Here is a 25,337-nt window from a genome sequence, read left to right on the forward strand (position 1 = left end):
GCCGACCATGGGTCTGCGGCATGTCAGTCCGGTAACGGAACGATGACGGTTCACCCAAAGTTCGGTGACGGGACGATGACGCGGCTGGAGGCGGCTCGGCCTTGCCGAGCGCCTCTTCAGGCAGCCAGCCCCTTCTTTTCCAGCATCGCTTCCGGGCTCGGCAGCTTGCCGCGGAAGGCCTTGTAGGCGTCTTCCGGATCGACGGAGCCACCCACCGCATAGATGTAGGATTTCAGCCGCGCGGCCATGGCCGGATTGAACGCATCGCCCGTCTCGGTAAAGGCGGCGAAGGCGTCGGCGTCCAGCACTTCCGACCACATGTAGGAATAGTAGCCGGCCGAATAGCCGTCACCGGCAAAGACATGCTGGAAATGCGGCGTCGCGTGGCGCATGACGATAGAGGCCGGCAGGCCGATCTTCTGCAACACATCCGCCTGCACCGCCATCGGATCCTCCACCGGCCCGCGCGTGTGGAACGCCATGTCGACCAGCGCGGAGGAGGTGAACTCCACCGTCGCGAAACCGGAATTGAAGGTGCGGGCGGCGAGTACCTTGTCGAGCAGGGCCTGAGGCATCGCCTCGCCCGTCTGGTAGTGCACCGCATAGCGCGTCAGGACTTCCGGCACCGTCAGCCAGTGTTCGTAGAGCTGCGACGGCAGTTCCACGAAGTCGCGCGAAACGCCCGTGCCCGAAACCGACGGATAGGTGACATCGGACAGCATGCCATGCAGCGCATGGCCGAATTCGTGGAAGAGCGTGCGGGCGTCGTCCAGCGAAAGCAGCGCCGGCTTGCCTTGTGCAGGCTTGGCGAAGTTGCAGACATTGTAGATGATCGGTATCTCGCCGACCGCGCCGTTCGCAAGCGGCAGGCGGTGCTGGCTCTGGTAGGAGCTCATCCAGGCGCCGGAGCGCTTGGAGGACCGCGCGAAATAATCGCCGAGGAACATGGCGACGAGCTTGTCGTTGCGATCACGGATCTCGAAGACGCGAACGTCCGGATGATAGACGGGCACGTCCTTCTTCTCGATGGCATGGACATCGAAGAGCCGCTCGGCGACGTCGAAACACGCATCGATGATCTTTTCGAGCTGGAAGTAGGGCTTCAGCTCCGCCTCGGAGAAGCTGAACTTCTTCGCGCGCAGTTTTTCGGCGTAGTAGCGCCAGTCCCAGGGCATGACCTCGTGATTGCGCCCTTCTTCGGCGACGAGGGCGGCAAGCTCGGTTTCTTCCTCGCGGGCCCGCGCCACCGCCTTTTCCCAGACCTGCATCAAAAGGCCGTTCACCGCTCCCGGCGTCTTCGCCATGGTGTTGTCGAGCTTCAGTGCGGCAAAGCTGTCATAGCCGAGCAGCCCGGCCTTTTCCGCGCGCAATGCCAGCGTATCCTTGACGATGCCGCGATTGTCCGTCTCGCCCTCGTTCTCCCCCCGCGCCACCCAGGCGCGGAAAGCCTGTTCCCGCAGGTCCCGGCGGGCGGAGAAGGTGAGGAACGGCTCGATGATCGAGCGCGACAGGGTAACCGCGAAGCGCCCGTCGTCATGCCCGCGCTCGCGCGCGGCGGTCGCCATCGCATCCCTCAGGAAGTCCGGAAGTCCATCGAGGCCGTCACCTTCTTCGAGGTAGAGCACCCAGTTCTTCTCGTCGGCGAGCACGTTCTGCCCGAATTTCGCGCCGAGACCGGCAAGCGTCTCGTTGATTTCCGAAAGCCGGTCCTGCTCAGGCTTTTCGAGCTTTGCGCCCGACTTGACGAACCCCTTCCAGTGCCGCTCCAGCACGCGGGTCTGCTCCAGCGAGAGGTCGAGCGCCTCGCGGCCCTCCCACAGCGTATCGATCCGCTTGAAGAGCGCGGCATTGGTGCCGATCTTCGAATAGTGACGCGACATTTTTGGCGCGACCTCGCGTTCCAGCGCCTGGATCGTGTCGTTGGTGTTGGCTCCGGCACGGCTCCAGAAGAGCGCCGAGACGCGCGAAAGCGCATCACCCGCAATTTCCAGCGCGACGATGGTGTTTTCGAAACTCGGCGGCTCCTGATTGCCGGCGATGGCGTCGATCTCCGCCTCGTGCGCCGCCAGCGCCGCGTCGAAGCTTGCCGCGAAGGCCTCGTCCTGCACGAGATCGAAGCGCGGCAGCCCATTGAGGCCGGTCCATTCGACGAGGGCGGGATCGATGCGCGTTTCAGTCATGGGGTCTGGTCCTTTCGGCAAATCATCGTGCAGCGAATATAGGGATGAGCGAGGGGTGTGGTACAGGGCACCTTCAGAAAATACGGGAACCGATGGCGGGTGGCCGCGTTGTGGGCTTGCGGCACCCTGCCTCTTGACGCGGACGCAAACTTCGGTGAAAACACCGCTGATCCGTGGCCTTTTGACATCATCTGCCGCGGTGAACCCTGGTGCCGGGCCCCTCTGGCGAGAGTTTTACGGCGCTCTCGTGATGTCGGTACCGCCAGCAATTAGCCGGCGGATTCAAACGCACATGAAAATCCTGACCATGCCTGACCCGCATGCCCGTTGCGGCATGCGCAATCGCACTTCCCGTTCTTCCATGGCTCCCAGCATGGAGGCGCTGTCATGATCGGCAACGGCGAAGGCAAAACCACCCTCTCCTATCTCAAATGGGCCTTCATCTTCACGGCCATCGGCCTTGCGCTCGGCGCCTGGCTCGGCTGGCAGACGGAAGGCACGCTCGCCGGCATGGCGACCGTCTTCTTCATCTGTGCCGTTCTCGCGGTGCTGGAGATCTCGCTCTCCTTCGACAACGCCATCGTGAACGCCAACAAGCTCAAGGACATGACGCCGGTCTGGCAACACCGGTTCCTGACCTGGGGCATCGTGATTGCCGTCTTCGGCATGCGCATCGTCTTCCCGCTGCTGATCGTGGTGATCGCCGCCCGCATCGGCCCGATCGAAGCGCTCGTGCTGGCCGCACGCGAGCCGCAGGAATATGCCCGCATCATGAGCGAGGCGCACCTGCCCATCGCCGCCTTCGGCGGCACCTTCCTGATGATGGTCGGCCTCACCTACTTCTTCAACCATGAGAAGGACGTGCACTGGATCGGCTTCATCGAGAAGCACATGGCCCGTTCGGCGACCGTCAAGGGCATCGAGATCGCCTTCGTTCTCGCCCTGATCATCCTCTTCTCGAACCTGCTCGAGGGCGAGGACGCCAACACCTTCGTCTTCTCCGCCATCTACGGCCTCCTGACCTTCCTTGCAGTGGAAGTCGTCGGCGGCCTGCTCGACGCCTCGCAGAAGGCGATGTCGGAAGCGGCCAAGGGCGGCCTCGGCGCGTTCATCTATCTGGAAGTGCTCGATGCCAGCTTCTCGTTCGACGGCGTTATCGGCGCTTTCGCGCTGACGCAGAACCTCTTCATCATCGCCATCGGCCTCGGCATCGGCGCCATGTATGTGCGCTCGATGACGATCATGCTGGTGGAGAAGGGAACGCTTGCCGAGTACCGCTACCTTGAGCATGGCGCGTTCTACGCGATCCTGATCCTCTCGGTGGTCATGTATTGCCAGACGCTGGTGCACATTCCCGAAGTCATCACCGGCCTCGGCGGCGCAACGCTGATCGGCATCTCGCTCTGGTCCTCCATCCGCTACAACAGGCGCGAAAGGGAACTCGAGCTTCGTGCCGGCACGCATGGCTCCGACCACGTGGCGAGCCGGATCAGCGAGAACGCCTGAATATCGGGCCGGCCGTTTCGACGGCCGGCTATTCCACTTTGGAACCCTCTCCTCCTGCATCCTCGGGCTCGACCCGGGGATGAGGCGTCTGACGAAGTAAAACCAAACAGACACGGATCCCGAAATACAGAAGGCCCGCTGATCTTGCGACCAGCGGGCCTTTTCATTGGAAGAATTCTCTCTGTCGCGTCAGACGCGCGGGAAATCGGCAGGATTGATGCCGAGCGTCTTCAGGTCGCGATCCTTCGGGCGACGGTGCCCTTCGACAGCCGCGGCGGCTGCGTTGGCAGCGCTCAGTACGGCGAAGGCCCGGCCGAAGAAGCCCTGGGCGAAGGAATTGCGGAGGGTGGTCATTGGATTGCTCGCTTTCTGTTTTAGCTTACGAGCACAAGATGGCGTTCAGGGCCTCAAAGTACAAGCGACGGAATCTCAGCCCAGCCATGCAACCAATGCAGGCCGGAAACGAGTTCCCGGCCTGCATTGGTTTCAATCGTCAAAGAAAGCGTCAGTCTTCGTTCGCGGCAAACTGCGAAAGGACTTCGCCCTTGCCGCGAGCCCGCAGGATGAGCGGCACGATGACGGCCAGCGCCGCCAGCACGAAGAGCACGGCGGCGATCGGCGACATGAAGAGCGCCGTCACATCGCCCTGGCTGATCGCCAGCGCCCGGCGCAGCTGCTGCTCCGCCATCGGCCCCAGGATGAGCCCGACGACAACAGGGGCGATCGGATAGCCGAACAGGCGCATGGCAAAGCCGAGCAGGCCGAAGGTGAGCAGCATGCCGAGCTCGAAGACCGACGGATTGGCGCCGATGGTGCCGAGCGTCGCAAACAGCAGGATGCCGGCATAGAGCCACGGTTTCGGGATCGTCAGCAGCTTCACCCACAGGCCGATCAGCGGCAGGTTCAGCACCAGCAGCATGAAGTTGGCGATGAGCAGGCTGGCGATGAGGCCCCAGACGAGCTGCGGATTGGTGGCAAACAGCAGCGGACCCGGCTGGAGGCCGTATTGCTGGAAGCCGGCAAGCATGATCGCGGCGGTCGCCGTCGTCGGCAGGCCGAGCGAGAGCAGCGGCACGAGCGTGCCGGCGGCAGACGCATTGTTCGCCGCCTCCGGTCCCGCCACGCCTTCGATGGCGCCCTTGCCGAATTCATCCTTGTGCTTGGAGAACTGCTTTTCCGTCGAATAGGACAGGAAGCTGGCGATATCCGCGCCGCCTGCCGGCATTGCGCCGATCGGAAAGCCGATGAAGGTGCCGCGCAACCAGGGCCTCCACGAGCGCGCCCAGTCCTGCTTGCTCATCCAGACCGAGCCCTTGACCGCCTCCACCTTCTCGGGGATGCGGTCGCCCTGACAGGCGACATAGAGCGTCTCGCCGATGGCGAACATGGCGACGGCGAGCGTCGTCACCTCGATACCGTCGAGCAGGTCCGGAACACCGAAGGAAAGCCTTGCCTGGCCGGTCTGCTGGTCGATGCCGATGACGGCGAGACCGAGGCCGACGAAGAGCGCGGTAAGGCCGCGCAGGGTCGAATCGCCGAAGGCCGCCGAGACGGTGACGAAAGCCAGCACCATCAGCGCGAAATATTCGCGAGGGCCGAAAGAGAGCGCGAACTTCACGACAAAGGGGGCGATGAAGGCAAGCCCGAGCGTCGCGATGAGGCCAGCGACGAAGGAACCGATCGCCGCTGTCGCAAGCGCCGGTCCGCCGCGGCCGGCGCGGGCCATCTTGTTGCCTTCGAGCGCCGTCACGACCGAGGCGCTTTCGCCCGGCGTGTTGAGCAGGATCGAGGTCGTCGAGCCGCCATACATGCCGCCGTAATAGATGCCGGCGAACATGATCAGCGAGCCGGCCGGATCGAGCTTGTATGTGACGGGCAGCAGCAGCGCCACGGTGAGCGCCGGACCGATGCCGGGCAGGACGCCGACAGCCGTGCCGAGCGTCACGCCGATCAGCGCATAGAGCAGGTTCATCGGCTGGGCGGCAATGGCGATGCCCTGAAGCAGGAATTCAAAGGTACCCATCGTCGATCCTCAGAAGAACAGATGCTCAAGCGGCCCGGCGGGCAGCGAAAGCTGAAGGAAGCGGCCGAAAATGATATAGACCACGAAGCTGAGCGCTATGCCGATCGGCAGCGAGATCCACAGCTGGCGCCGTCCGAAGCCGAAAGCCGTCAGCGCGAAGAGCACGCCGGTCGCTATCGAGAAGCCGGCGGTCTTGAGCAGCAGCATCTGCCCGGCAAGACCCGCGACGATGAAGATAACCGGCTGCACCTCGATGGGTTCGCGCTCCGGGAAATCGCCGCGCCAGGCCTCGAAGGCCGTCCAGACGGCGAGCAAGGCCAGGCCGATGGCGACGACATGCGGCACCGTGGCAGGACCAATGCGCGAATAGTTGCTCATTTCAGCCAGCCGGCCGGCATCCCACCAGATAACGCCTGCGAGAATGAAAAGAACCGGGGCGATGACCAGCGCCGCCCGATCAGGGCGGCGCTTTTCGTTAGAGGACGGAACCTCGCTCATTTGACGAGCCCGATATCCTTGAGGATGCTTTCCGTTGCGGCGACATCCTTGTCGAGCTGCTCGGCGAAGGCCTCACCGGCCAGATAGGTGTTCTGCCAGCCCTTGGTCTTCAGGACGTCCTTCCAGCCGTTGGAATTCACCAGCTTCTCGATGTCGCCATTGATGGCCGCTACCTGCTCATCCGAAATGCCGGGCGCGGCAGCAATCATGCGCCAGTTTTCGACGACGACGTCGAGGCCGCCTTCCTTGATGGTCGGGGCATCGATGCCTTCGATGCGCTCGGCGCTGGAAATGGCGATCAGACGCAGCGCGCCGGCCTTCACCTGAGCCTCGAATTCACCATAGCCGGAAATGCCGGCCGTCACCTGGTTGCCGAGGATGGCGGCAAGCGCCTCGCCACCGCCGGCATAGGCGACGTAGTTGATCTTGGTCGGATCGACGCCGGCCGCCTTGGCGATCAGGCCCGCGGTGATGTGATCGGTGCCGCCTGCCGAACCGCCGGCCCAGGAAACCGCGCCCGGATCGGCCTTCAGCGCCGTCACGAGGTCCTGCATGTTCTGGATCGGCGAAGCGGCCGGAACGACGATCGCTTCATACTCGCCGGTCAGGCGGGCAATCGGCGTCACGTCCTTGAGCGTTACCGGCGACTGGTTGGTCAGGATCGCACCGACCATGACGTAGCCGCCGACGATGAGCGCGTTCGGATTGCCGTTGTTCTGACTGGCGAACTGGGCAAGGCCGATCGTGCCGCCGGCGCCCGGAACGTTCACGACCTGCACGCTGCCGGAAATCTTCTCGTCCTGAAGGACGGTCTGGATCGAGCGGGCGGTCTGGTCCCAGCCGCCGCCCGGGCCGGCAGGCGCCATGATCGAATAGTCTGCGGCAAAGGCCGGAAGCGCCATGGCGCCGGCAATGAGGGATGCCAGGAAGAGATGTTTCAAGAGTGTATCCTCCGTCAGGCGCGGTTTTCGCGCATTGTTGCTTGTGGCGAGAGGATAGGCGGCCGTAGCGGCGCGAACGATGGTTCGCGGGCGCGGTTTCGGCAGAATTCTCCTCCCGGTCTTCTGTCCGCCTCCACGGACGATGAAGACCCCTAAGCCAGCACAGGAAGCTGACATCTACCTGACATGGTAGCGCACAAGCCCGCATTGTCGAGCGTTTGAGCCCTATTGCGTGCGCAAAACCTCGTTCCAGCGGGCGATCAGCCGGGCACGCTTGACCTGGTCGAGATAGACCATCAGGCCGGGGCTCACGGGCACGGGCTTCAACTGCGCGCCGAGCAGCGCGCTCATGGTGCGCGCCGTGTTCGAGCCCGAAACGTCGGGACTGACCGCGGCGATCTGCAACTCGCGCGCCATGATCGTCTGGCCCTCCTTCGACATGAAGAATTCAAGATAGCGCCGGCCGAGTTCGGCCGAGGCTGCCGCCTGCGGCACGAGGCCGATGCGCGACATGACGACCGTGTAATCCTTCGGCAGGACGATGCCGACATCGGGGTGGCGCGAGGCCCAGTCCGCCGCATAGGAACCGAGGATGTTGTAGCCCAGCACGAAGCGTCCGTCGGCAACGCGCTCGAGAATGGCCGAACTCGTAGAATAGAGCTTCACCCCGGCCGCGCCCATCGCCTGGATCACGCTCCAGATATCGCCGAACTGCTCCTGGTCGCGCGCCATGAAGAGGAAGCCGACGCCAGAGCGCTCGATGTCGTAGGTGCCGATGCGGCCATAGGCCTTTTCGCCCTGCTCCTCGAGGTAGTCGATGAACTCGGCGCGGGAGGCCGGGGGCTTGCGGCCCTTGAAGCTCGGCTTGTGATAGACGAAGACGGCAGGCTCGAAGGTCAGCGCATAGGCCGTATTGCGCCAGTTGGCCCAGGCCGGCCAGCGTGTGCTCATCGGCATGTCGCTACGCTGGGCATAGCCGTCATTGCTGAGCTTGACCTGAAGATCCATCGCCGAGGAGAAGGCGAAGTCGGCGGTCTTTCCGCCGGCATCCGTCTCACGTACGATGCGGTCGTAGACCTCACCCGTCAGCATTTCGTCATAGCGCACCGCTATGTCCGGATTAGCCTCCTGAAACCCCTTTATCATCGGCCGGGCGAGCGGCTCGTCGAGCGAGGAATAGACCACCAGCACCGGTGCATCGGCATTGCCGCCATGCGCCGGATAGAAAGTCGGCTCGGCTTGGGCGGAGAGGGGCGCGCAAAAGAGCGCGAGAAGGATGAGGACAAGACGCATGGAGTGACCTTGCCAAAGCGCGAGGCCGTTCACAAGTGCGCCGCCCGCCGTTAAGCTTCCTGCGGGAGGACAAACAACGTGCGCATACTACTTGTCGAGGACAACGAAGCCCTGGCGGACGGCCTTTTCGCCATCCTCAAGGGCACCGGCCATGCGGTGGACGTGGTGCGGGACGGCACATCGGCCGATGCCGCGATCGCCTCCGAAAGCTTCGACCTCGTCATTCTCGACCTGACGCTGCCCGAAATGGATGGCCTCGACGTTCTGCGCGCCATGCGGGCGCGCAAGAGCAAGGCGGCCGTCCTGATCCTGACGGCCCGCGGCGCGCCTGAGGAGCGGGTGCGCGGCCTCGATCTCGGGGCCGACGACTACATGATCAAGCCCTTCGACATATCCGAGTTCGAGGCGCGCGTGCGGATGCTGCTGCGCCGGCAGGCGGGCCTGCGCTCAGCCGCCATCACCTTCGGCGGCGTCGCGCTCGACCTCAATTCGCGCACCTTCTCCGCCGAGGGAGCGCCGCTCGACATTCCCGCCCGCGAACTCGGCCTCCTCGAAATCCTCTTCATGCGCGCCGGCAAGGTGGTCGCCAAGGAGGCGATCATGCAATCCCTCGCCGCCTTTGACGACGACCTATCCGCCAACGCTATCGAGCAATATGTGAGCCGGCTAAGGAAGCGGCTGGCACCGCACGGCCTTACGGTCCGCACCGCCCGCGGCATCGGCTACTATCTCGACAAGGCGGCGGCCGCTTGACCCTCTTTCCGGCTTCATCGCTCCGCCGGCGCCTTCTCCTGTGGCTGCTCGTGTCGACGGCGGTGATCGGCATCATCGCGCTCGTCGATACCTATTACGAGGCGGTAAAGACGGCAAACACGGTCTCGGACCGGGTGCTCGCCGGCTCCGCGCTCGCCATTGCCGAACGTGTCGTGGTAACGGAAAACGGCATGCTGGAAGTCGACATCCCCTATGTCGCGCTGGAAATGCTGACCTCGGCCGCGCAGGATCGGGTCTTCTACCGGGTCGACGGGCCGCCCGGCCAGTTCATCACCGGCTACCAGACCCTGCCCACCAGCGCGAATATGGGCGGCCCGTCGATCGGCTTTTCGGACGCGACCTTCCGCGGCGAACCGATCCGCATCGCCGTGCTGCAGCGCTCAGCCTCCACCGGCATCAATTCGGTGCCCTTCGCCGTGACGGTCGCCGAAACCACCATTGCCCGCCGCCAGCTGACTCACACCATCCTGCTGCGCTCGGCGCTGCGTCTGGCGATGATGATCGCCGGCGCCGCCATCATCGTCTGGTTTGCCGTCACCGTCTCGCTCCGCCCGCTCTACCGGCTCAGCGACGCGATCGCCGAGCGCAATCCGAACGACCTACATCCGATCGAACAGCACGTGCCGAGCGAGGTGCAGGGGCTGGTCGATACGGTCAATTCCTTCATGGTGCGCCTGCAATCGGCGCTCGATGCACTGCGCCACTTTTCCGGCAATGCCAGCCACCAGCTGCGCACGCCGCTCGCCATCATCCGCACCCAGCTCGCCCTTGCCAGCCGCGCCGGCACGCTGGAGGAGGCCCACGAGGCCGCACGCAAGGGCGATGCGGCCGTCGCCCATGCCGAGCGCATCCTCGCCCAGCTCCTCCTCATGGCGAAGGTCGACGCGGCCGGCTCGAAAGAGCCGCAGAAACCCGCACCGATCGACATCGCCGCGCTTGCCCAGCAACTGACCGCCGACCGCGTGCCCGCCGCCGCCGAAGCCGGCATCGACCTCGGCTATGCGGGCGACGGCCCGGCGATGGCCCGCGCCGAACCGCTGCTGTTCGGCGAGCTCCTGCGCAATCTCGTGGAAAACGCCCTCGCTTATGCCGGAAAGGGCGCGGAAGTGACGGTCAGCGTGCGCGCGAACGGCGAGGCGGTCCTGCTGACCGTCGAGGACAATGGCCCCGGCATTGCCCCCGAGCGACGCAACCTCGTTTGCCAGCGCTTTTCGCGCGGCGAGCACCGCGACGCACCGGGCATGGGGCTCGGCCTGCCGATCGTGGAGGAGATCGCCGCCTTGTTCGACGCGACGATGGCGCTGGAGAGCGGTGCGGACGGGCGCGGCCTCACCGTGACGATCCGCTTTCCCGCCATTGCGGCGGCCTAAAGCATTTCCGGCTTTCACCGGAATTGCTTCAGGACTTGCGCCAGCCGAGAAGACCGGGTGCGGCATGCCAGATCGCCTGCACGGCAAAGCCCATGAAGAGCAGGCCGGACAGGCGCACGATGGCCAACTCGTGGCGGCGGTAGAAACGGCGCACCAGGCTTGCTCCGATGATCCCGACCAGCACCATGTCCGCCAGCAGGAAGCCGACCAGCGATGCGCCGAGCAGCGTGGGCAGCGCCTGGAAATCCAGCGCGTTCGACGAGCTGGCCAGCAGCGCCGTGAAGGTGGCGAGCGCCACTGGATAGCCCTTCGGGTTGGTCAGGCCGAAGATCAGGCCGCGGCGCAGCGGCCGCTCCACCGTCATCATCGCGCCGCCGTCCGTGCGCTTCTGCGCCCGGAGCGCCGACCAGCCGAGCCAGGCAAGGTAGAAACCGCAGAACAGCCCGAGCACGTCGAAGACCATGGTGCCGATCGTCTTGGCGCCGACGATGGCGACAAGCGCCAGCGTCGACCAGACGAGGTCGCCGGCAAGATGCCCGCCGAGAAAAAGCGCACCCGCCTTGCGACCTTGTCCGGCCCCGATGCCGAGCAAAGCGAGGAACGCCGGGCCGGGGATAAGCACATAGATCAGGGCAGCCCCGAAGGCGCCGAGCAGCATCGAACTGGTCATAGGAAATCCCCTTGAATCTCAAGGCATTCCAGCCCGAGCCGCTGGATTCGTCAAGATGGCTCCGGAGCGATTTTGCGATTTCGCCGGCTACCGCGCCCGTCAAGTTGACGGTTGTCGATTGCGGCGGCGTATAGTAAGCTAAACTTATAATAAGCTAGAAAGTGATCATGCCCTCCCGCCCCGATCCCGATACTCTCGGTTTCGTCCTTACGGACGTTGCCCGCATGCTGCGCAGCGCTTTCGAGCGCCGCATCAATACCGCCGGTCTGGGCCTCACGCCGGGCGAAGCGCGCACCCTCGTGCGCATCGCCTCGCTGGAGGGCAGCCGCCAGCTCGAGATCGCCCAGCGCATGGGCATCGAGCCGATGACGCTCTCCACCTATCTCGACCGCCTCCAGAGCCTCGGCTTCATCGAGCGCCGCCCGGATCCGGCCGATCGCCGCGCCAAGCTGATCTTCACCACGACGGCTTCCGTCGAGCTCATCGCCAATATCCGGGCCGAGCAGATCGAACTGATGCAGCATGTGACGAGCGGCATGGACGTGGCGGAGCTGGACCTGATGCGCGGCCAGTTGAAGCGGCTGCGCGCCAATCTTCTTGCCCTCGAGGAAGGCGATTCCGCCCTCGACAGGGAGGTGGACCGTTGACGAAAGCAAGGATGAGCGAGCGCCGCACGAGCATCATCAGCGCCTTTCTCGTGGCGCTCGGTCCTGTCTCCATGGCACTCTACACTCCGGCCATGCCCGAGCTGGTGCATGCCTTCGGATCGACGGAATCGGCGATCAAGCTTTCGCTCTCGCTCTATTTCGCCGGCTTCGCCCTTGCGCAGCTGGTCTCCGGCACGATGTCGGACGTGCTCGGCCGGCGCAAGACGACGCTGGTCTTCATGATGATCTATCTGGCCGGCAGCCTGATGGCGGCCCTCGCGCCCACGGTCGGCGTGCTGCTTGCCGGTCGCCTGGTGCAGGGCATCGGCGCTTCCGTCGGCATGACAGTCTCGCGCGCCATCGTGCGCGACCAGTTCACCGGCACCGAGGCCGCCCGCATCATGAACATGGTGGGCATGATGCTTGCCATCGGCCCGGCCGTCTCGCCGACGCTCGGCGGCTTCGCGCTCGGCCTCTTCGGCTGGCAGTCGATCTTCTTTTTGATGGTCGGCTTTGCGCTCGCCGCCTGCGGCGCCGTCTATTTCTGGATGGCCGAGACGACGATACCGGATCCGGCCAAGGGCCGTGTCGGCCCGATCCTGCGCGCCTATGGGGAACTTGCCACGAGCAGCCGCTTCGTCTCCGCCACGCTCGTCATGGCGGGGGCCGTCGGCGCGCTCTACGCGCAGGCGACCATGTTGCCCTTCGTGCTAATCGACAGGGTCGGCCTGACGCCGACCGAGTTCGGCGTGGGCATGCTCATGCAATCGGGCTTCTTCTTCGCCGGAACCGTCGTCGTGCGGCAGTTGATGCGACAGACCCCGCCGGCCCGCATCGTCTTTCCCGGCCTCTGCTTCATCGGCATCGGCAGCATCCTGATCGCGCTCACCTCGCACCTGATGGAACCGACCTTTCTCAGCGTGATGGGCCCCGTCGGCATCTATGCCTTCGGCATCGCTTTCGTCATGCCCTACATGATGACCGCGGCCATGGAGCCCTTCCCGCATATTGCCGGTTCGACCTCCGCCGCCATGGGCTTCATCCAGATGGGTTCCGGCTTCATCGCCGGCCTGATCGCGGCCGCGGTCGGCCTGCCCCTCCTCGCCTTCGGCACCATCATCCCGGCGATGGGCCTGATGGCGATCGTCTCCTACGCCTGGTATCGGGCGGTCCTTGCGCGCGACGTTCGGCTCACGACGAAGCCGGCGGAATAAAAAACCCGCCGCCGTCTCCGGCAGCGGGCTTTGCATTTTCGGCTGAGGCCGGTCAGCCGCGCTTGTTGCGGGCGGCGAGCGTGCGCAGGCGCAGCGCGTTCAGCTTGATGAAGCCGGCAGCGTCCTTCTGGTCATAGGCGCCCTGGTCGTCCTCGAAGGTGACGAGCTTGTCGGAATAGAGCGACTTGTCCGATTCACGGCCGATGACCATGACATTGCCCTTGTAGAGCTTCAGGGTCACCTCGCCCTCGACATGCTCCTGGCTCCTGTCGATCAGCGCCTGCAGCATCTCGCGCTCCGGCGAGAACCAGAAGCCGTAATAGATCAGCTCCGCGTAGCGCGGCATCAGATCGTCCTTGAGATGCGCGGCGCCGCGGTCGAGCGTGATGCTCTCGATGGCGCGGTGCGCGGCAAGCAGGATCGTGCCGCCGGGCGTCTCGTAGACGCCGCGCGACTTCATGCCGACGAAGCGGTTTTCGACGAGGTCGAGGCGGCCGATGCCGTTGTCACGGCCGTAGTTGTTGAGCGTCGCCAGCAGCGTTGCGGGAGACATCCGCACGCCGTTGATCGAGACGGCATCGCCGCGCTCGAAGCCGACCTTGATGACGGTCGCCTTGTCGGGCGCAGATTCCGGCGAAATGGTGCGCATATGCACATATTCCGGAGCCTCGACGGCCGGGTCTTCCAGCACCTTGCCCTCGGAGGAGGAATGCAGAAGGTTCGCGTCGACCGAGAACGGCGCTTCGCCCTTCTTGTCTTTTGCGACCGGGATCTGGTGCTGCTCGGCGAATTCGAGCAGATGCGTGCGGCTCTTGAACGACCAGTCGCGCCACGGCGCGATGATCTTGATGTCCGGGTTCAACGCATAGGCGGAAAGCTCGAAGCGGACCTGGTCGTTGCCCTTGCCCGTCGCGCCATGCGCGATGGCGTCGGCGCCGGTCTTGGCGGCGATCTCGATCAGGTGCTTGGAGATGAGCGGGCGGGCGATCGACGTGCCGAGCAGGTAGACGCCTTCATAGACCGCATTGGCGCGAAACATCGGGAAGACGAAATCGCGCACGAATTCCTCGCGCACGTCCTCGACGAAGATCTCCTTGATGCCGAGCATCTCGGCCTTCTTGCGCGCCGGCTCCAGTTCCTCGCCCTGGCCCAGGTCAGCCGTGAAGGTCACGACTTCCGCATTGAGTTCGGTCTGAAGCCACTTCAGAATGATCGAGGTATCGAGGCCGCCGGAATAGGCGAGCACGACTTTCTTCACGTCTTTATGTGATGCCATGATATTGAGGTCCGTTACATGAAAAGTCCGCGGCAAACCCGCAAGGCCCAGTGTCGCGGCACTTTTAGCGAGATTGGCGCGTGACGCAAGGGCGAGGGTCATCGCAGCATACCACAAGTCGGGTTTGATCCTGCCGGATGGCTTCCCATATTTGGCTGAGTGAGCATTGAAGGAGCGATCCCATGACCACCATCAAGGACATCCTCAAGCCGGCCAATGTCGCCGTCGTTACCGGCGGCGCCTCCGGTATCGGCCTTGCCGCCGCCCGGCGTTTCGCCGAAGCGGGCATGTGCGTGGCCATTGCCGACCGCAACACCGACCAGCTGGCCGAAGCGCGTGCGGAACTCGAGGCGATCGGCGGCGAGGCGAACGTCATGGCCGTGGAAACCGACGTCGCCCACCGGCATGAGCTGGAGGCGCTGGAGCGCGCGGTGCTCCAGCGGTTCGGCCGCGTACATGTGCTGATGAACAATGCCGGCATCCAGCCGGACACATCCGTCTTCAGCGCCGAGGCCAACTGGGACCATATCCTTGCCGTCAATCTGACGGGCGTCATCCACGGCACGCAGGTCTTCGGGCCCAACATGCTGGCGCATGGCGAGCCCGGCCTCATCATCAATACCGGCTCCAAGCAGGGTATCACCACGCCGCCCGGCAACCCGGCCTACAATGTCTCCAAGGCGGGCGTGAAGGTCTTCACCGAGGCGCTCCAGCACGAGCTGCGCAATACCGTAGGCGCAAGGCTCTCCGCCCACCTCCTGATCCCCGGCTTCGTCTTCACCGCCCTCACGAAGGGCGAGCGCACCGAAAAGCCCGATGCGGCCTGGACGCCGGCGCAGACCGTCGATTTCATGCTGGAAAGCCTGGAGCGCGGCGACTTCTACATCCTGTGCCCGGACAACGACGTCTCGCGCACGCTCGACGAGCGCCGGATGGCCTGGGCGATGGGCGACGTCATAGAGAACCGCCCGCCGCTCTCGCGCTGGCACAAGGACTATGCCGACAGGTTCAAGGCGTTCATCGAGCGCGCTTGACGGGCGGCCATCGCCGCTGATTGGCAGTTTGGCGAAAGCCGGGTAAGAGTTGGCTCTCTTCTCCGGCTTTCGAGACCCGTCCGATGGATTTCCTGCCCACGCTGCCGACGCTTCTTGCCTTCACCGCCGCGAACCTGCTGCTTGCCATGACCCCCGGCCCGGACATGACGCTGGCGATCAACTGCGCCCTTTCGAAGGGACGTGCGGCAGCGCTCTATCTCGTCATCGGCACCAGCCTCGGCATCGTGGTGCACACGCTGCTCGTCGCCTTCGGCATTTCGGCGCTGATCACCGCCTCGCCCATGGCCTTCACGATCCTGAAGGCTGGCGGCGCGGCCTACCTGCTCTGGCTGGCCATACAGGCGATCCGTTACGGCTCGAATTTTTCCGTCAAGGCTGGGAACGGGACGCAGGACACGATGCTGGCGAATATCTCCACCGGCTTCTGGGTCAATCTGCTCAACCCAAAGGTCATCATCTTCTTCATGACCTTCCTGCCGCAGTTCATCAGCGCGGGCGATCCCGACGTCACAGGCAAGCTGATCGTCTTCGGTGCGCTCTTCATCATCATCGGCATACCGGTGACCGTTGCCGCGATCCTTGCAGCCGACAGGCTTTCCGGCTGGCTCCAGCAGAACCCGAAGGTCCTGCGCGCCATCGACTATACCTTCGCCGGCGTGTTCTCGCTCTTCGCCATCAGTATACTTTTCACGCAGACGCGATAGGCGAAGCCGGAGCGACAGGTCTGTCGCTCAGCCGATCAGAAGGGCGTCGTCGTCCAGCGTCTGGCCGCGCATCTTGCGGAACATGGCGATCAGGTCCTCCACCTGGAGGGTCTTGCGGCTGTCGCCGGAGACATCCAGCACGGTCTCGCCGCCATGCAGCATCACCGTGCGATGGCCGTAGTCGAGCGCCTGGCGCATCGAGTGGGTCACCATCAGCGTCGTCAGCTTGCGCTCGGAAACGATCTTCTGGGTGAGGTTCATGATGAACTCCGCCATGCCCGGATCGAGCGCCGCCGTATGCTCGTCGAGCAACAGCACGTCGGAACCGGCAAGCGTCGCCATGACGAGGGAGACGGCCTGCCGCTGACCACCGGACAACAGATCCATGCGGTCGCGCATGCGGTTTTCAAGACCGAGATTGAGCTCGGCGATACGCTCGCGAAAATGCGCACGGCGCTGCGGCCCGAGGGCCGAAGCGAAACCGCGCCGTTCGCCGCGGCGGGCGGCGAGCGCAAGGTTCTCCTCGATCGAAAGGGCGCCGCAACTCCCCGTCAGTGGATCCTGGAAGACGCGGGCGACACGGCCGGCGCGAGCGGCGGTGCCAAGGCGGGTCACGTCCGTCGGGCCGATCTTCACCTGTCCTTCGGTGGCGATCACGTCGCCCGCCAGGACACCGAGCAGCGTCGACTTGCCGGCGCCGTTCGAGCCGATGACGGTGACGAACTGCCCCTGTTCGATGGTGAGGCTGATGCCGTTCAGCGCCTGCTTCTGCAGCGGCGTTCCCTTGCCGAAGGTGACCTTGATGTCGGTAACGGAGATCATCAGGCGGCTCCCCCGCGGCGAAGGCGCGGCAGCACGAGCGCCACGGTGACGAGCAGCGCCGTCACGAAGTTGAGGTCGGAAGCCTTGAGGCCGAGCACATCGGAAGACAGGGCAAGCTGGATGGCGATGCGGTAGAGGATCGAGCCGAGCACGCAGCCGATCAGCGCCATGAGAATGCCGCGTGCGCCAAACAGCGTCTCGCCGATGATGACGGCGGCAAGGCCGACGACGATGGTGCCGACGCCGGAGGTGACATCGGCAAAGCCGTTGGTCTGGGCAAACAACGCCCCGCCGAGCGCAACCAGCGCGTTGGAGAGCGCGATGCCGAAATAGATCTGGCGATTGGTGTCGACGCCCTGCGCGCGCGCCATGCGGGCATTGGCGCCGGTCGCGCGCATCGAAAGGCCGGCGTCGCTCTCGAGGAAGCGCCAGACGAGGATGACGGCAATGACGACGAGGATGCCGACGAACAGCGGGCGAACGTAAAAGTCGCGCAGGCCGAGGCCGAAGAAGGGGCTGATCATCGTCTCGGCATTGATCAGCGCGACGTTCGGCTTGCCCATGACGCGCAGGTTGACCGAGAAGAGCGCGATCATCGTCAGGATCGAGGCAAGCAGGTTGAGGATGCGGAAGCGCACGTTCAGCGTCGCCGTGACGAGGCCCGCAATGGCGCCGGCCACCATGGCCACCGCCGCGGCAATCCAGGGGTTCACACCCGCGATGATCAGCACGGCCGCAACGGCCGCGCCAAGCGGAAAGGACCCATCCACGGTCAGGTCCGGAAAATCCAGGACGCGGAAGGAAAGATAAACGCCGATCGCGACGAAGGCAAAGACCAGCCCCAGTTCGACGGCACCCCAGAAGGCAATCAGGCTCACGGCTTTCGGCTTTCTTTTTGCCACCCGTTCCGCGGGTCGTGCGGCAGGGGCTTTTTACAGATCAACCGCCGCCGGTCGATCCGGCAGCGGTTGATTCCGATCCTACATGTCCGGCAAGCCGGGTTTATTCGATCACGTTGGTCGCGCGGCCGACGACGGCTTCCGGCAGGGTGACGCCCATCTTGGCGGCCGCGCCCTTGTTGACGACGAGGTCGGTGCCGGCGGCAACCTTCACGGCGATGTCGCCCGGCTTTTCACCCTTGAGGATGCGCACGACGATCTCGCCCGTCTGGCGGCCGACGTCCTTGTAGTTGAAGCCGAGGGCCGCAATGGCGCCGCGCGATACGGAATCCGTGTCGGCGGTGAAGAGCGGAAGCTTGGCTTCCTCGGCAACGGCGACCGCGCCTTCGAGAGCGGAGATGATCGTGTTGTCCGTCGGGATGTAGATCGCATCGGCGCGGCCGACGAGCGCACGGGCGGCGCCCTGTACTTCGGCGGACTTCGTGGCGGCGGATTCGACGACCGTCAGGCCGGCCTTTTCAGCCTCTTCCTTCAGCACGGCGAGCAGCGAGACGGAGTTCGCCTCACCGGAATTGTAGAGGAAGCCGACAGTCTTGGCTTCGGGCAGGATTTCCTTGATCAGCGCCAGGTGCTCGGCAACCGGCGACATGTCGGAAAGGCCCGTGACGTTGCCAGCCGGCTTGTCCATGTCCGAAACGAGCTGCGCGCCGAGCGGATCGGAGACGGCCGTGAAGACGACCGGGATGTCCTTCGTCGCGGAAACGACGGCCTGGGCGGACGGCGTGGAGATCGGCACGATGACGTTCGGCTCTTCGCCGGCGAACTGGCGGGCGATCTGCGCGGCCGTCGCGGGGTTGCCCTGCGCCGACTCGTAGAGGAACTTGAGGTTCTCACCTTCCTTGTAGCCGGCCGCTTCCAGCACTTCCTTCACGCCGTCACGGGCTGCATCGAGCGCCGGATGTTCGACGATGGCGGTCACGGCAACCGTGACGTCTTCAGCCTTGGCAGGCATGGAAATCGCGAGCGAAGCCGCGACGGCAAGCAGAAGGTGGCGCATGGATTGTTCTCCCTAGATTGATTTTAAGCTGGTTCTAGGCAAAACCGCGGTTCAAATCAATTCTCGGAAGCCGTTGAGTCGATCATATTTTCTGATGCGAGGTCCGGACGGCCGCTCAAGTCAGTCGTCTTCGCCGTGGCCGACGATCATCATGGCCTCGAAAGCCATGCGGTCGACCTTGCGCATGCGCTCGGATTCCGACTTGAGCTGACCACAGGCGGCCAGAATATCGCGGCCGCGCGGGGTGCGGATCGGCGAGGCATAGCCGGCCTGGTTGATGAAATCGGCGAACCGCTCGATCTGCTCCCAGTCCGAACACTGGTAGTTCGTGCCCGGCCAGGGGTTGAAGGGAATGAGATTGATCTTGGCCGGAATGCCCTTGAGCAGCTGCACCAGCAGCTTGGCGTCCTCGAGCGAATCGTTGACGTCCTTCAGCATCACATATTCGAAGGTGATGCGGCGGGCGTTCGACAGGCTCGGATAGGCGCGACAGGCGTCGAGCAGCTCCTTGAGCGGATATTTCTTGTTGATCGGCACAAGCATGTCACGCAGGTCGTCGCGCACCGCATGCAGCGAAATCGCCAGCATGACGCCGATCTCGGAACCGGTACGGTAGATCTCCGGCACGATACCGGAGGTCGACAGCGTGACGCGCCGCCGTGAGAGCGACAGGCCGTCGCCGTCGGTGGCGATCAGAAGCGCGGTCTTCACGCTCTCGAAATTGTAGAGCGGCTCGCCCATGCCCATCATGACGATGTTGGAGACCTTGCGGCCGTCGGCGGGCACGATGGCGCCGGCAGGCGTATCGCGGTCGGGGAAGTCGCCGAGCCGGTCGCGCGCCAGCAGCAGCTGGGCGAGGATTTCCTCGGCCGTCAGGTTGCGCACCAGCTTCTGCGTGCCGGTGTGGCAGAAGGAGCAGGTGAGCGTGCAGCCGACCTGGCTGGAAATGCAGAGCGTGCCGCGGCCCTCTTCGGGAATGTAGACGGTCTCGATCTCGACCGGTCGGCCGGCGCCGCGCGCCGGGAAACGCAAGAGCCACTTGCGCGTGCCGTCGCTGGAGATCTGCTCGTCGACGATCTCGGGACGGGCGATCGTGAAATGCTGCTTCAGCATTTCGCGCATGTCCTTGGAGACATTGGTCATGTCGTCGAAGTCGGAGACGCCGCGCACGTAGAGCCAGTGCCAGAGCTGGCTGACGCGCATCTTCACCTGCCGTTCCGCAACGCCCTTTTCAGCGAGCGCGCGGCCCATGTCCTCGCGCGACAGGCCGATCAGCGACGGCTTTTCGGCGGCCGGAAGATTGCGGGCGGCCGGCGCCTTGACGGGCTCGTCCGTGTTGAGAAAGTCCATGCTTGCCATCGGGTCAACCTCAAGAACAGGGCGCGCCGGCGCAGGCTTCTGCGCCGCTAGCGGTCCATGCTCGACTGATGTTCATCGCGGGCCTGTCATTGCCGACAGATGCGGCTTACGGCCCAGTTGCCGGCCCTTTAGCATTGTTCCGGCGGAAAGTCACCTGCCTTGCCGGTACAGACCTCACGCAGGCACGTCCTCAGCCAGCGATGCGCCGGATCGGCATCCATGCGCGGATGCCAGAGCAGCGAGATGGTGAAGGCGGGCAGCGCGAGCGGCAGGGTGAAACTCGCCACGCCGTCGCGAAGCGACATCGTCGAAATGTCCGATACCTCAGCGATGAGGTCGGAACCGCGGACCAGCGTCACGGCCTCGGAAAAGCTGGCGACGCTGACGGCTATGGTGCGCTTCAATCCCCTCTGCGCCAGCGCCTCGTCAACCGGGCCGCGCGCACGCCGTCCCCGGGAAACGAAGATATGGCTGCCTTCCGCATAACGCTCGGGGGTGATGGGCCCGTCCAGCAGCGGATGGCCCTTGCGGACGATGCCGATGAAACGGTCGCGAAACAGTGCCTGCGCCCGCATTTCCGGCCCCGTCGTATCGCCGATCACGCCCGTTTCGAGATCGACCGCCCCGTCGCGCAGCGGCGCGCTCTCCTTGTCGGGCTTCGGCACGAAGCTGATCTTGACGCGCGGCGCCTCCTGCGCGATGCGCGCCAGCAGCGCCGGCCCGAACGTATCGACGAAGCCCTCGCGGGTGCGCAGCGTGAAGGTTCGCTCCAGCCCCTCAAGGTCGAGGAGCCTGGCCGGCCGCAGAAGCGCCTCGGCCTCCTCGACGACCCGGCCGACCTCCTGCCGCAATTCCAGCGCCCGCGGGGTGGGAACGAGCCCTCGCCCGGCCCGCACCAGCAGCGGATCGCCGGTCACATGCCGCAGGCGCGCGAGCGCGCGGCTCATCGCCGAGGGACTGAGCCGCAGCCGCTGCGCCGCGCGCGCGACATTGCCCTCCGCAAGCAGCACGTCGAGTGTGACGAGAAGGTTGAGATCGGGTCTGGCCATGGCGCGATCCTAGCACGCCCACGGGAAGATGACATGGCGTCCGATGCATGAATTGAATGCAAATGATGCGCCTTCCGCCATGTTATCCAGCGGCGCATATCTGCTCCGAAAATGCCGCAAGGGGGCACGCCATGGATCATGCACAAACCATAGAAACCAAAGCAGGGGCGGGAGCGCTTGCCGGTCTCTCGCTCTCCATCCTGCTTTCCTCGCTCGGCACCAGCATTGCCAATGTCGCGCTGCCAACCCTCGGCGAGAGCTTTTCGGCGACGTTCCAGCAGGTCCAGTGGGTCGTGCTTGCCTATCTTCTGGCCAGCACCGTGCTGATCGCCGGCATCGGGCGCCTTGGAGACCTCTTCGGCCGCCGCCGGCTGCTCCTGACGGGGCTCATGCTCTTCTCGCTCGCCTCGCTGCTTTGCGGCCTGTCGCCTTCCCTGCCGGTGCTCATTGCCGCCCGCGCTATCCAGGGGGCAGGGGCCGCCGCCATGATGGCGCTCGCCATGGCCTTCGTCAGCGAAACCGTCCCGAAGGAGCGGATCGGCAGCGTCATGGGCCTCTTCGGCACCACCTCCGCGGTGGGCACCGCCCTCGGCCCGTCGCTTGGCGGGCTGCTGATCAGCGGCTTCGGCTGGCCGGCGATCTTCCTCGTCGCCGTCCCGTTCGGCCTTCTGGCCTTCGCACTCGCCTGGCGTTTCCTGCCCACCGACCGCGCTGCCGCGACACAAGCCCGCTTCGATCTCGCCGGAGCCGGCCTGCTCGCAGCAACGCTGATGGCCTATGCGCTGGCGATGACGGTCGGCAAGGGCCGGCTCGGACCCTTGAACCTGACGCTCATCGCCGTGTCGCTTTCCGGCGCCGCGCTCTTCGTCCTGCGGCAGAAGACCGCCGCCTCACCGCTGGTCCGGCCCGCCGCCTTCCGTCGCCACGGCTTTCCTGCCAGCCTTGCCGCCAACCTGCTCGTGGCGACGGTGATCATGGTGACGCTGGTCGTCGGGCCGTTCTATCTGTCGCGCACGCTCGGCCTTGGTCCGGCCGCGGTCGGCTTCGTGCTGGCAACCGGCCCCTTCGTCTCCGTTTTGAGCGGCATCCTTGCCGGGCGGCTGGTCGACCGCTTCGGCAGCGCGCCGATGGTGCTGGCAGGGCTTGCAACGATGGCAACGGGCGCTGCCGGGCTGCCGGTACTCTCGGCGCTCTTCGGCCTTTCCGGCTATATCGCGGCGATCGCCGTCCTGACGCCGGGCTACCAATTGTTCCAGGCCGCCAACAATGCCGGCGTCATGATGGGCGTTCCACCGGATGAAAGAGGCATCACCTCCGGCCTGCTCAACCTGTCGCGCAATCTCGGCCTGATCACCGGCGCCTCGCTGATGGGCGCGGTCTTCACAGCGGCCGTCGGAACGGCGGACGTGGCGAATGCGGACGGCGCGGCCGTCGCCACGGGCATACAGGTCACCTTTGCGGTCGCCGCCCTCTTGATTCTGGCGAGCCTTGCCTTGATGGCCACCCGCTCAAGAGGCCGCGCCGCTTGAAAACCGTGCAAACGAAAAGGCCGGCATGATGCCGGCCTTTTTGCGTGTCTGGTCGATGCCTCAGCGGCAGCCTTCGATCTGCTTCAGCGCTGCTGAAATGCCGGAAAGCGAATAGGAGTAGGACGTGCCGGTGCCACGGCGCGATTTCGCCTGGACCTGCATATCCTTGCCGTTCTTCATCGCGGCGACGAGCGCCGGCTCTTCGGCGGCGTTCTCCACCCAGGCCGAATTGCCCTTGGTGAACATGACGAAGGAGCGGCCGTCGATCACGACATTGACCTTGGAGCTTTCCTGCAGCGGATAGCCCATCATCGCCTGCGGCTCATAGCTGATGTTCTGGCCCGGGCGCTGCGAGACGAGGAAGAACACGTCGCCATGGTCGACGCCGGCCGGGTTCTTCTCCTTGGGGACGGAAAGAACGTAGCAAACCTTGCCGCCGTTCGCCTGATAGGAATAGGCGCCCCAGGCATTGAACTGCTGAATGCGCGTCGGCGTCTGTGCCGAGGCAACGCCTGCGGTCGTCAGAACGAGGGCGAGTGCGGTTGCGAGCTTTCTTACGAACATGTTTTCCTGCCGGTTGTCTTGCCAATGATTCCAGCCGAAGGGCGCGCCTTCGATGCCGGTGTCGGCCACGCATGATGACAATTTGATTTATTTTGACTTAATCCAGGTTACCAAACCGTCAACATACGAGCATTTTACAAAGGTCTTCCACGCCGCACCGGGACGAATATGCGTCAGAATTACGCCGCTGCCTTTAAAATGAAAGGCGGGCGTGCCCAGTCCCCAGTTGGTGAGATAGAACCCGTCGAAGCTTCTAATGGCACAAGGAATAGGGCGAGAATTTGACCCGCATTTGCGCGGGCCGAACCGACAGCCGGGCTAGCGGGCCGGTTGCATGTCCGGTTCTTCCGCCAGGGCCTTGTCGGCCGCCACATAGTGGTCGTCGCGGATATGGCCGCGGATGGCCGCAAAGGCTGCCGTCAGCACGGCAATATCGTCGGAAAAGCCTACGAGCATCAGGACGTCCGGTATGCCGTCGAGCGGCAGGACGAAATAGGCGAGCGCCGCGAGCAGGATGCCGCGCACCTTCATCGGCGTGCGGGGATCGAACGCGCAATAATAGGCGGCGACGAGGTCTCGGGAGAACGGAACCTGCCGCATGGCGCGCTTCAAAACCGGCCAGAACCGCTTCTTGACGCGCCGGGTCTGGCGCTCCTGTTCGTCTTCGTCCCCCGGCAGAAGGATCTCGCCGATCTTCACATCATCCATGCAGGGCCTCCCTTGGGCGGCAGCGCCGGCATAGCCCGGCGCAAATCATATGGGGGCGCCTTCACATCCCGTCAACTGTTCGTGCGCAAGGCCGCCGCCCTCTCCATCGCACCCGCCAGCTTGAAGTCGAGTTCGGTGAGACCGCCGGCATCGTGATTGGTCAGCCGCACGTCGACGCGATTGTAGACATTGAACCATTCGGGATGGTGGTTGAACTTCTCCGCCGCCAGCGCACCTTCGGTCATGAAGCCGAAGGCCTCGCGGAAGGTCTTGAACTTGTAGCGCTTCTCGATGGCGATGCCGTCGTCCGAGCGGCTCCAGCCGTCAAGCGCCGCCAGCGCCTCGCCGATTGCCTCTTCGGTCAGCTTTTCCTGTTTCATGACGCCCTCTCCTTCCAGTCCGATCCTATGAAAACGGCGCCCGAAGGCGCCGTGTTCCCTGTCTTCGGTTCGCGTCAGACGAAAAACTGGCCGCCATTGGCCGAGATCGTCGAACCGGTGATGAAACCGGCATCATCAGAGGCGAGGAAGACGACGATGCGGGCGATTTCCTCCGGCTCGCCAAGCCGGCCGACCGGGATCTGCGGGATGATCCGTTCGTTCAGCACTTTTTCCGGGATGGCGCGGACCATTTCCGTGCCGATATAGCCGGGGCAGATCGCATTGACCGTAATGCCCTTGGCGGCGCCTTCCTGGGCGAGTGACTTGGTGAAGCCGAGGTCGCCGGCCTTGGCGGCGGAATAGTTCGCCTGGCCCATCTGGCCCTTCTGGCCATTGATGGAGGAGATGTTGACAACACGGCCGAAGCTGCGGTCCCGCATGCCGGACCAGACCGGATGGGTCATGTTGAAGAGGCCGGTAAGGTTCGTGTTGACCACCGCCCCCCACTGGTCCGGGGTCATCTTGTGGAACATCGCGTCGCGGGTGATGCCCGCATTGTTGACGAGGATATCCACCGGGCCGAGATCGGCCTCGACCTTGCCGATCCCCTCGACACAGGCTTCGTAGCTCGAAACGTCCCATTTGTAGACCGGGATTCCGGTTTCCTCCTTGAACGCGTTGGCGGCGTCGTCATTGCCGGCATAGTTCGCGGCCACCTTGTATCCGGCGGCCTTCAGCGCGACCGAAATGGCCGCGCCGATGCCCCGCGATCCGCCCGTTACCAATGCTACCCTGCTCATGTGGCTCACTCCCCTTGTT

At 64.5% G+C, this 25,337-nt stretch carries 25 protein-coding genes; 8 read left to right on the plus strand and 17 right to left on the minus strand.

All coding sequences use genetic code 11. From position 1 onward, the window contains the following. Positions 1-116: 116 nt before the first annotated feature. Entirely contained in the window at positions 117-2,180 is a 2,064-nt protein-coding gene (locus tag WA950_RS20875) for a M3 family metallopeptidase (protein WP_424553663.1), read from the minus strand. Positions 2,181-2,567: 387 nt separating this feature from the next. On the opposite strand from WA950_RS20875, the gene WA950_RS20880 reads away from it, so the two are divergent. Next, the gene (locus WA950_RS20880; RefSeq protein WP_424553664.1) at positions 2,568-3,686 is read left to right on the plus strand and encodes a DUF475 domain-containing protein; all 1,119 of its coding nucleotides are present in this window, start codon (positions 2,568-2,570) and stop codon (positions 3,684-3,686) included. Between the two features lie 189 nt (positions 3,687-3,875). Here WA950_RS20880 and WA950_RS20885 read toward each other — a convergent pair whose 3' ends face one another. The 5 genes from WA950_RS20885 to WA950_RS20905 form a co-directional block, all read right to left on the minus strand. Continuing rightward, the gene (locus WA950_RS20885; protein WP_411036440.1) at positions 3,876-4,040 is read right to left on the minus strand and encodes a hypothetical protein; all 165 of its coding nucleotides are present in this window, start codon (positions 4,038-4,040) and stop codon (positions 3,876-3,878) included. A gap of 151 nt (positions 4,041-4,191) precedes the next feature. After that, positions 4,192-5,709: a tripartite tricarboxylate transporter permease gene (locus tag WA950_RS20890; protein WP_424553665.1), complete on the minus strand. Its 1,518-nt coding sequence runs from the start codon at positions 5,707-5,709 to the stop codon at positions 4,192-4,194. 9 nt (positions 5,710-5,718) lie between these two features. Further along, the gene (locus tag WA950_RS20895; protein ID WP_424553666.1) at positions 5,719-6,207 is read right to left on the minus strand and encodes a tripartite tricarboxylate transporter TctB family protein; all 489 of its coding nucleotides are present in this window, start codon (positions 6,205-6,207) and stop codon (positions 5,719-5,721) included. Continuing rightward, entirely contained in the window at positions 6,204-7,148 is a 945-nt protein-coding gene (locus WA950_RS20900; RefSeq protein ID WP_424553667.1) for a Bug family tripartite tricarboxylate transporter substrate binding protein, read from the minus strand. Before WA950_RS20900 ends, WA950_RS20895 begins: the two co-directional genes overlap by 4 nt. 225 nt (positions 7,149-7,373) lie before the next feature. Further along, positions 7,374-8,441, minus strand: a complete 1,068-nt coding sequence (locus WA950_RS20905) for an ABC transporter substrate-binding protein (protein WP_424553668.1) — start codon at positions 8,439-8,441, stop codon at positions 7,374-7,376. A 78-nt stretch (positions 8,442-8,519) separates the two neighbouring features. Between WA950_RS20905 and WA950_RS20910 the strand changes: the two genes are divergently transcribed. Continuing rightward, positions 8,520-9,194, plus strand: coding sequence for a response regulator (locus tag WA950_RS20910; RefSeq protein WP_424553669.1), 675 nt, complete (start codon positions 8,520-8,522; stop codon positions 9,192-9,194). Beyond that, entirely contained in the window at positions 9,191-10,585 is a 1,395-nt protein-coding gene (locus WA950_RS20915; RefSeq protein WP_424553670.1) for a sensor histidine kinase, read from the plus strand. Before WA950_RS20910 ends, WA950_RS20915 begins: the two co-directional genes overlap by 4 nt. Before the next feature lie 28 nt (positions 10,586-10,613). Here the strand turns inward: WA950_RS20915 and WA950_RS20920 are convergent, their stop codons facing one another. Beyond that, positions 10,614-11,255, minus strand: coding sequence for a LysE family translocator (locus tag WA950_RS20920; protein ID WP_424553671.1), 642 nt, complete (start codon positions 11,253-11,255; stop codon positions 10,614-10,616). 167 nt (positions 11,256-11,422) lie between these two features. Here WA950_RS20920 and WA950_RS20925 point away from each other — a divergent pair, with 167 nt between their 5' ends. Together WA950_RS20925 and WA950_RS20930 are read left to right on the plus strand one after the other, a co-directional pair. After that, positions 11,423-11,902 carry a MarR family winged helix-turn-helix transcriptional regulator gene (locus WA950_RS20925; protein ID WP_424553672.1) on the plus strand — a complete coding sequence of 160 codons (480 nt, stop codon included), beginning with the start codon at positions 11,423-11,425 and terminating at the stop codon, positions 11,900-11,902. Positions 11,903-11,913: 11 nt separating this feature from the next. Next, positions 11,914-13,116 carry a multidrug effflux MFS transporter gene (locus tag WA950_RS20930; protein WP_424553748.1) on the plus strand — a complete coding sequence of 401 codons (1,203 nt, stop codon included), beginning with the start codon at positions 11,914-11,916 and terminating at the stop codon, positions 13,114-13,116. Between the two features lie 52 nt (positions 13,117-13,168). Here the strand turns inward: WA950_RS20930 and WA950_RS20935 are convergent, their stop codons facing one another. Next, positions 13,169-14,392, minus strand: coding sequence for an argininosuccinate synthase (locus WA950_RS20935; RefSeq protein WP_424553673.1), 1,224 nt, complete (start codon positions 14,390-14,392; stop codon positions 13,169-13,171). 182 nt (positions 14,393-14,574) lie between these two features. Between WA950_RS20935 and WA950_RS20940 the strand changes: the two genes are divergently transcribed. Continuing rightward, positions 14,575-15,426, plus strand: coding sequence for an SDR family NAD(P)-dependent oxidoreductase (locus WA950_RS20940; RefSeq protein ID WP_424553674.1), 852 nt, complete (start codon positions 14,575-14,577; stop codon positions 15,424-15,426). An 83-nt stretch (positions 15,427-15,509) separates the two neighbouring features. Beyond that, entirely contained in the window at positions 15,510-16,151 is a 642-nt protein-coding gene (locus WA950_RS20945) for a LysE family translocator (RefSeq protein WP_424553675.1), read from the plus strand. A gap of 27 nt (positions 16,152-16,178) precedes the next feature. Here WA950_RS20945 and WA950_RS20950 read toward each other — a convergent pair whose 3' ends face one another. The 5 genes from WA950_RS20950 to WA950_RS20970 form a co-directional block, all read right to left on the minus strand. Beyond that, the gene (locus tag WA950_RS20950; protein ID WP_424553676.1) at positions 16,179-16,973 is read right to left on the minus strand and encodes an ABC transporter ATP-binding protein; all 795 of its coding nucleotides are present in this window, start codon (positions 16,971-16,973) and stop codon (positions 16,179-16,181) included. Further along, positions 16,973-17,851, minus strand: a complete 879-nt coding sequence (locus tag WA950_RS20955) for an ABC transporter permease (protein ID WP_424553677.1) — start codon at positions 17,849-17,851, stop codon at positions 16,973-16,975. The genes WA950_RS20950 and WA950_RS20955 overlap by 1 nt, the downstream gene beginning before the upstream one ends. Before the next feature lie 124 nt (positions 17,852-17,975). Next, complete coding sequence (locus WA950_RS20960) at positions 17,976-18,929, minus strand: ABC transporter substrate-binding protein (RefSeq protein ID WP_424553678.1); 954 nt, start codon at positions 18,927-18,929, stop codon at positions 17,976-17,978. Between the two features lie 120 nt (positions 18,930-19,049). Then, positions 19,050-20,279, minus strand: coding sequence for a 23S rRNA (adenine(2503)-C(2))-methyltransferase RlmN (rlmN, locus tag WA950_RS20965; RefSeq protein ID WP_424553749.1), 1,230 nt, complete (start codon positions 20,277-20,279; stop codon positions 19,050-19,052). Positions 20,280-20,416: 137 nt separating this feature from the next. Beyond that, positions 20,417-21,337, minus strand: coding sequence for a LysR family transcriptional regulator (locus WA950_RS20970; RefSeq protein WP_424553679.1), 921 nt, complete (start codon positions 21,335-21,337; stop codon positions 20,417-20,419). 131 nt (positions 21,338-21,468) lie between these two features. Here WA950_RS20970 and WA950_RS20975 point away from each other — a divergent pair, with 131 nt between their 5' ends. Continuing rightward, positions 21,469-22,866, plus strand: coding sequence for an MFS transporter (locus WA950_RS20975; protein ID WP_424553680.1), 1,398 nt, complete (start codon positions 21,469-21,471; stop codon positions 22,864-22,866). A gap of 60 nt (positions 22,867-22,926) precedes the next feature. Here WA950_RS20975 and WA950_RS20980 read toward each other — a convergent pair whose 3' ends face one another. From WA950_RS20980 to WA950_RS20995, 4 genes are all read right to left on the minus strand, one after another. After that, positions 22,927-23,430, minus strand: coding sequence for an invasion associated locus B family protein (locus tag WA950_RS20980; protein ID WP_424553681.1), 504 nt, complete (start codon positions 23,428-23,430; stop codon positions 22,927-22,929). A gap of 318 nt (positions 23,431-23,748) precedes the next feature. Beyond that, entirely contained in the window at positions 23,749-24,138 is a 390-nt protein-coding gene (locus WA950_RS20985) for a YkvA family protein (RefSeq protein WP_424553682.1), read from the minus strand. A 71-nt stretch (positions 24,139-24,209) separates the two neighbouring features. Next, positions 24,210-24,518: a 4a-hydroxytetrahydrobiopterin dehydratase gene (locus tag WA950_RS20990; RefSeq protein ID WP_424553683.1), complete on the minus strand. Its 309-nt coding sequence runs from the start codon at positions 24,516-24,518 to the stop codon at positions 24,210-24,212. A gap of 74 nt (positions 24,519-24,592) precedes the next feature. Continuing rightward, positions 24,593-25,318: a beta-ketoacyl-ACP reductase gene (locus tag WA950_RS20995; protein WP_424553684.1), complete on the minus strand. Its 726-nt coding sequence runs from the start codon at positions 25,316-25,318 to the stop codon at positions 24,593-24,595. Positions 25,319-25,337 lie beyond the last annotated feature (19 nt).

It is taken from the genome of Shinella sp., from assembly GCF_049651085.1.
In the GTDB taxonomy this organism is placed as follows: Bacteria; Pseudomonadota; Alphaproteobacteria; order Rhizobiales; family Rhizobiaceae; genus Shinella.

Bases quoted from the DNA above. Each gene is read 5' to 3' on its own strand.
- WA950_RS20920 (WP_424553671.1), bottom strand. From the start codon at position 11,255: ATGACCAGTTCGATGCTGCTCGGCGCCTTCGGGGCTGCCCTGATCTAT.
- WA950_RS20895 (WP_424553666.1), bottom strand. From the start codon at position 6,207: ATGAGCGAGGTTCCGTCCTCTAACGAAAAGCGCCGCCCTGATCGGGCG.
- WA950_RS20950 (WP_424553676.1), bottom strand. From the start codon at position 16,973: ATGATCTCCGTTACCGACATCAAGGTCACCTTCGGCAAGGGAACGCCG.
- WA950_RS20925 (WP_424553672.1), top strand. From the start codon at position 11,423: ATGCCCTCCCGCCCCGATCCCGATACTCTCGGTTTCGTCCTTACGGAC.
- WA950_RS20885 (WP_411036440.1), bottom strand. From the start codon at position 4,040: ATGACCACCCTCCGCAATTCCTTCGCCCAGGGCTTCTTCGGCCGGGCC.
- WA950_RS20985 (WP_424553682.1), bottom strand. From the start codon at position 24,138: ATGGATGATGTGAAGATCGGCGAGATCCTTCTGCCGGGGGACGAAGAC.
- WA950_RS20960 (WP_424553678.1), bottom strand. From the start codon at position 18,929: ATGCGCCACCTTCTGCTTGCCGTCGCGGCTTCGCTCGCGATTTCCATG.
- WA950_RS20935 (WP_424553673.1), bottom strand. From the start codon at position 14,392: ATGGCATCACATAAAGACGTGAAGAAAGTCGTGCTCGCCTATTCCGGC.
- WA950_RS20940 (WP_424553674.1), top strand. From the start codon at position 14,575: ATGACCACCATCAAGGACATCCTCAAGCCGGCCAATGTCGCCGTCGTT.
- WA950_RS20995 (WP_424553684.1), bottom strand. From the start codon at position 25,318: ATGAGCAGGGTAGCATTGGTAACGGGCGGATCGCGGGGCATCGGCGCG.
- WA950_RS20990 (WP_424553683.1), bottom strand. From the start codon at position 24,518: ATGAAACAGGAAAAGCTGACCGAAGAGGCAATCGGCGAGGCGCTGGCG.
- WA950_RS20945 (WP_424553675.1), top strand. From the start codon at position 15,510: ATGGATTTCCTGCCCACGCTGCCGACGCTTCTTGCCTTCACCGCCGCG.
- WA950_RS20975 (WP_424553680.1), top strand. From the start codon at position 21,469: ATGGATCATGCACAAACCATAGAAACCAAAGCAGGGGCGGGAGCGCTT.
- WA950_RS20930 (WP_424553748.1), top strand. From the start codon at position 11,914: ATGAGCGAGCGCCGCACGAGCATCATCAGCGCCTTTCTCGTGGCGCTC.
- WA950_RS20905 (WP_424553668.1), bottom strand. From the start codon at position 8,441: ATGCGTCTTGTCCTCATCCTTCTCGCGCTCTTTTGCGCGCCCCTCTCC.
- WA950_RS20880 (WP_424553664.1), top strand. From the start codon at position 2,568: ATGATCGGCAACGGCGAAGGCAAAACCACCCTCTCCTATCTCAAATGG.
- WA950_RS20970 (WP_424553679.1), bottom strand. From the start codon at position 21,337: ATGGCCAGACCCGATCTCAACCTTCTCGTCACACTCGACGTGCTGCTT.
- WA950_RS20890 (WP_424553665.1), bottom strand. From the start codon at position 5,709: ATGGGTACCTTTGAATTCCTGCTTCAGGGCATCGCCATTGCCGCCCAG.
- rlmN (WP_424553749.1), bottom strand. From the start codon at position 20,279: ATGGACTTTCTCAACACGGACGAGCCCGTCAAGGCGCCGGCCGCCCGC.
- WA950_RS20875 (WP_424553663.1), bottom strand. From the start codon at position 2,180: ATGACTGAAACGCGCATCGATCCCGCCCTCGTCGAATGGACCGGCCTC.
- WA950_RS20980 (WP_424553681.1), bottom strand. From the start codon at position 23,430: ATGTTCGTAAGAAAGCTCGCAACCGCACTCGCCCTCGTTCTGACGACC.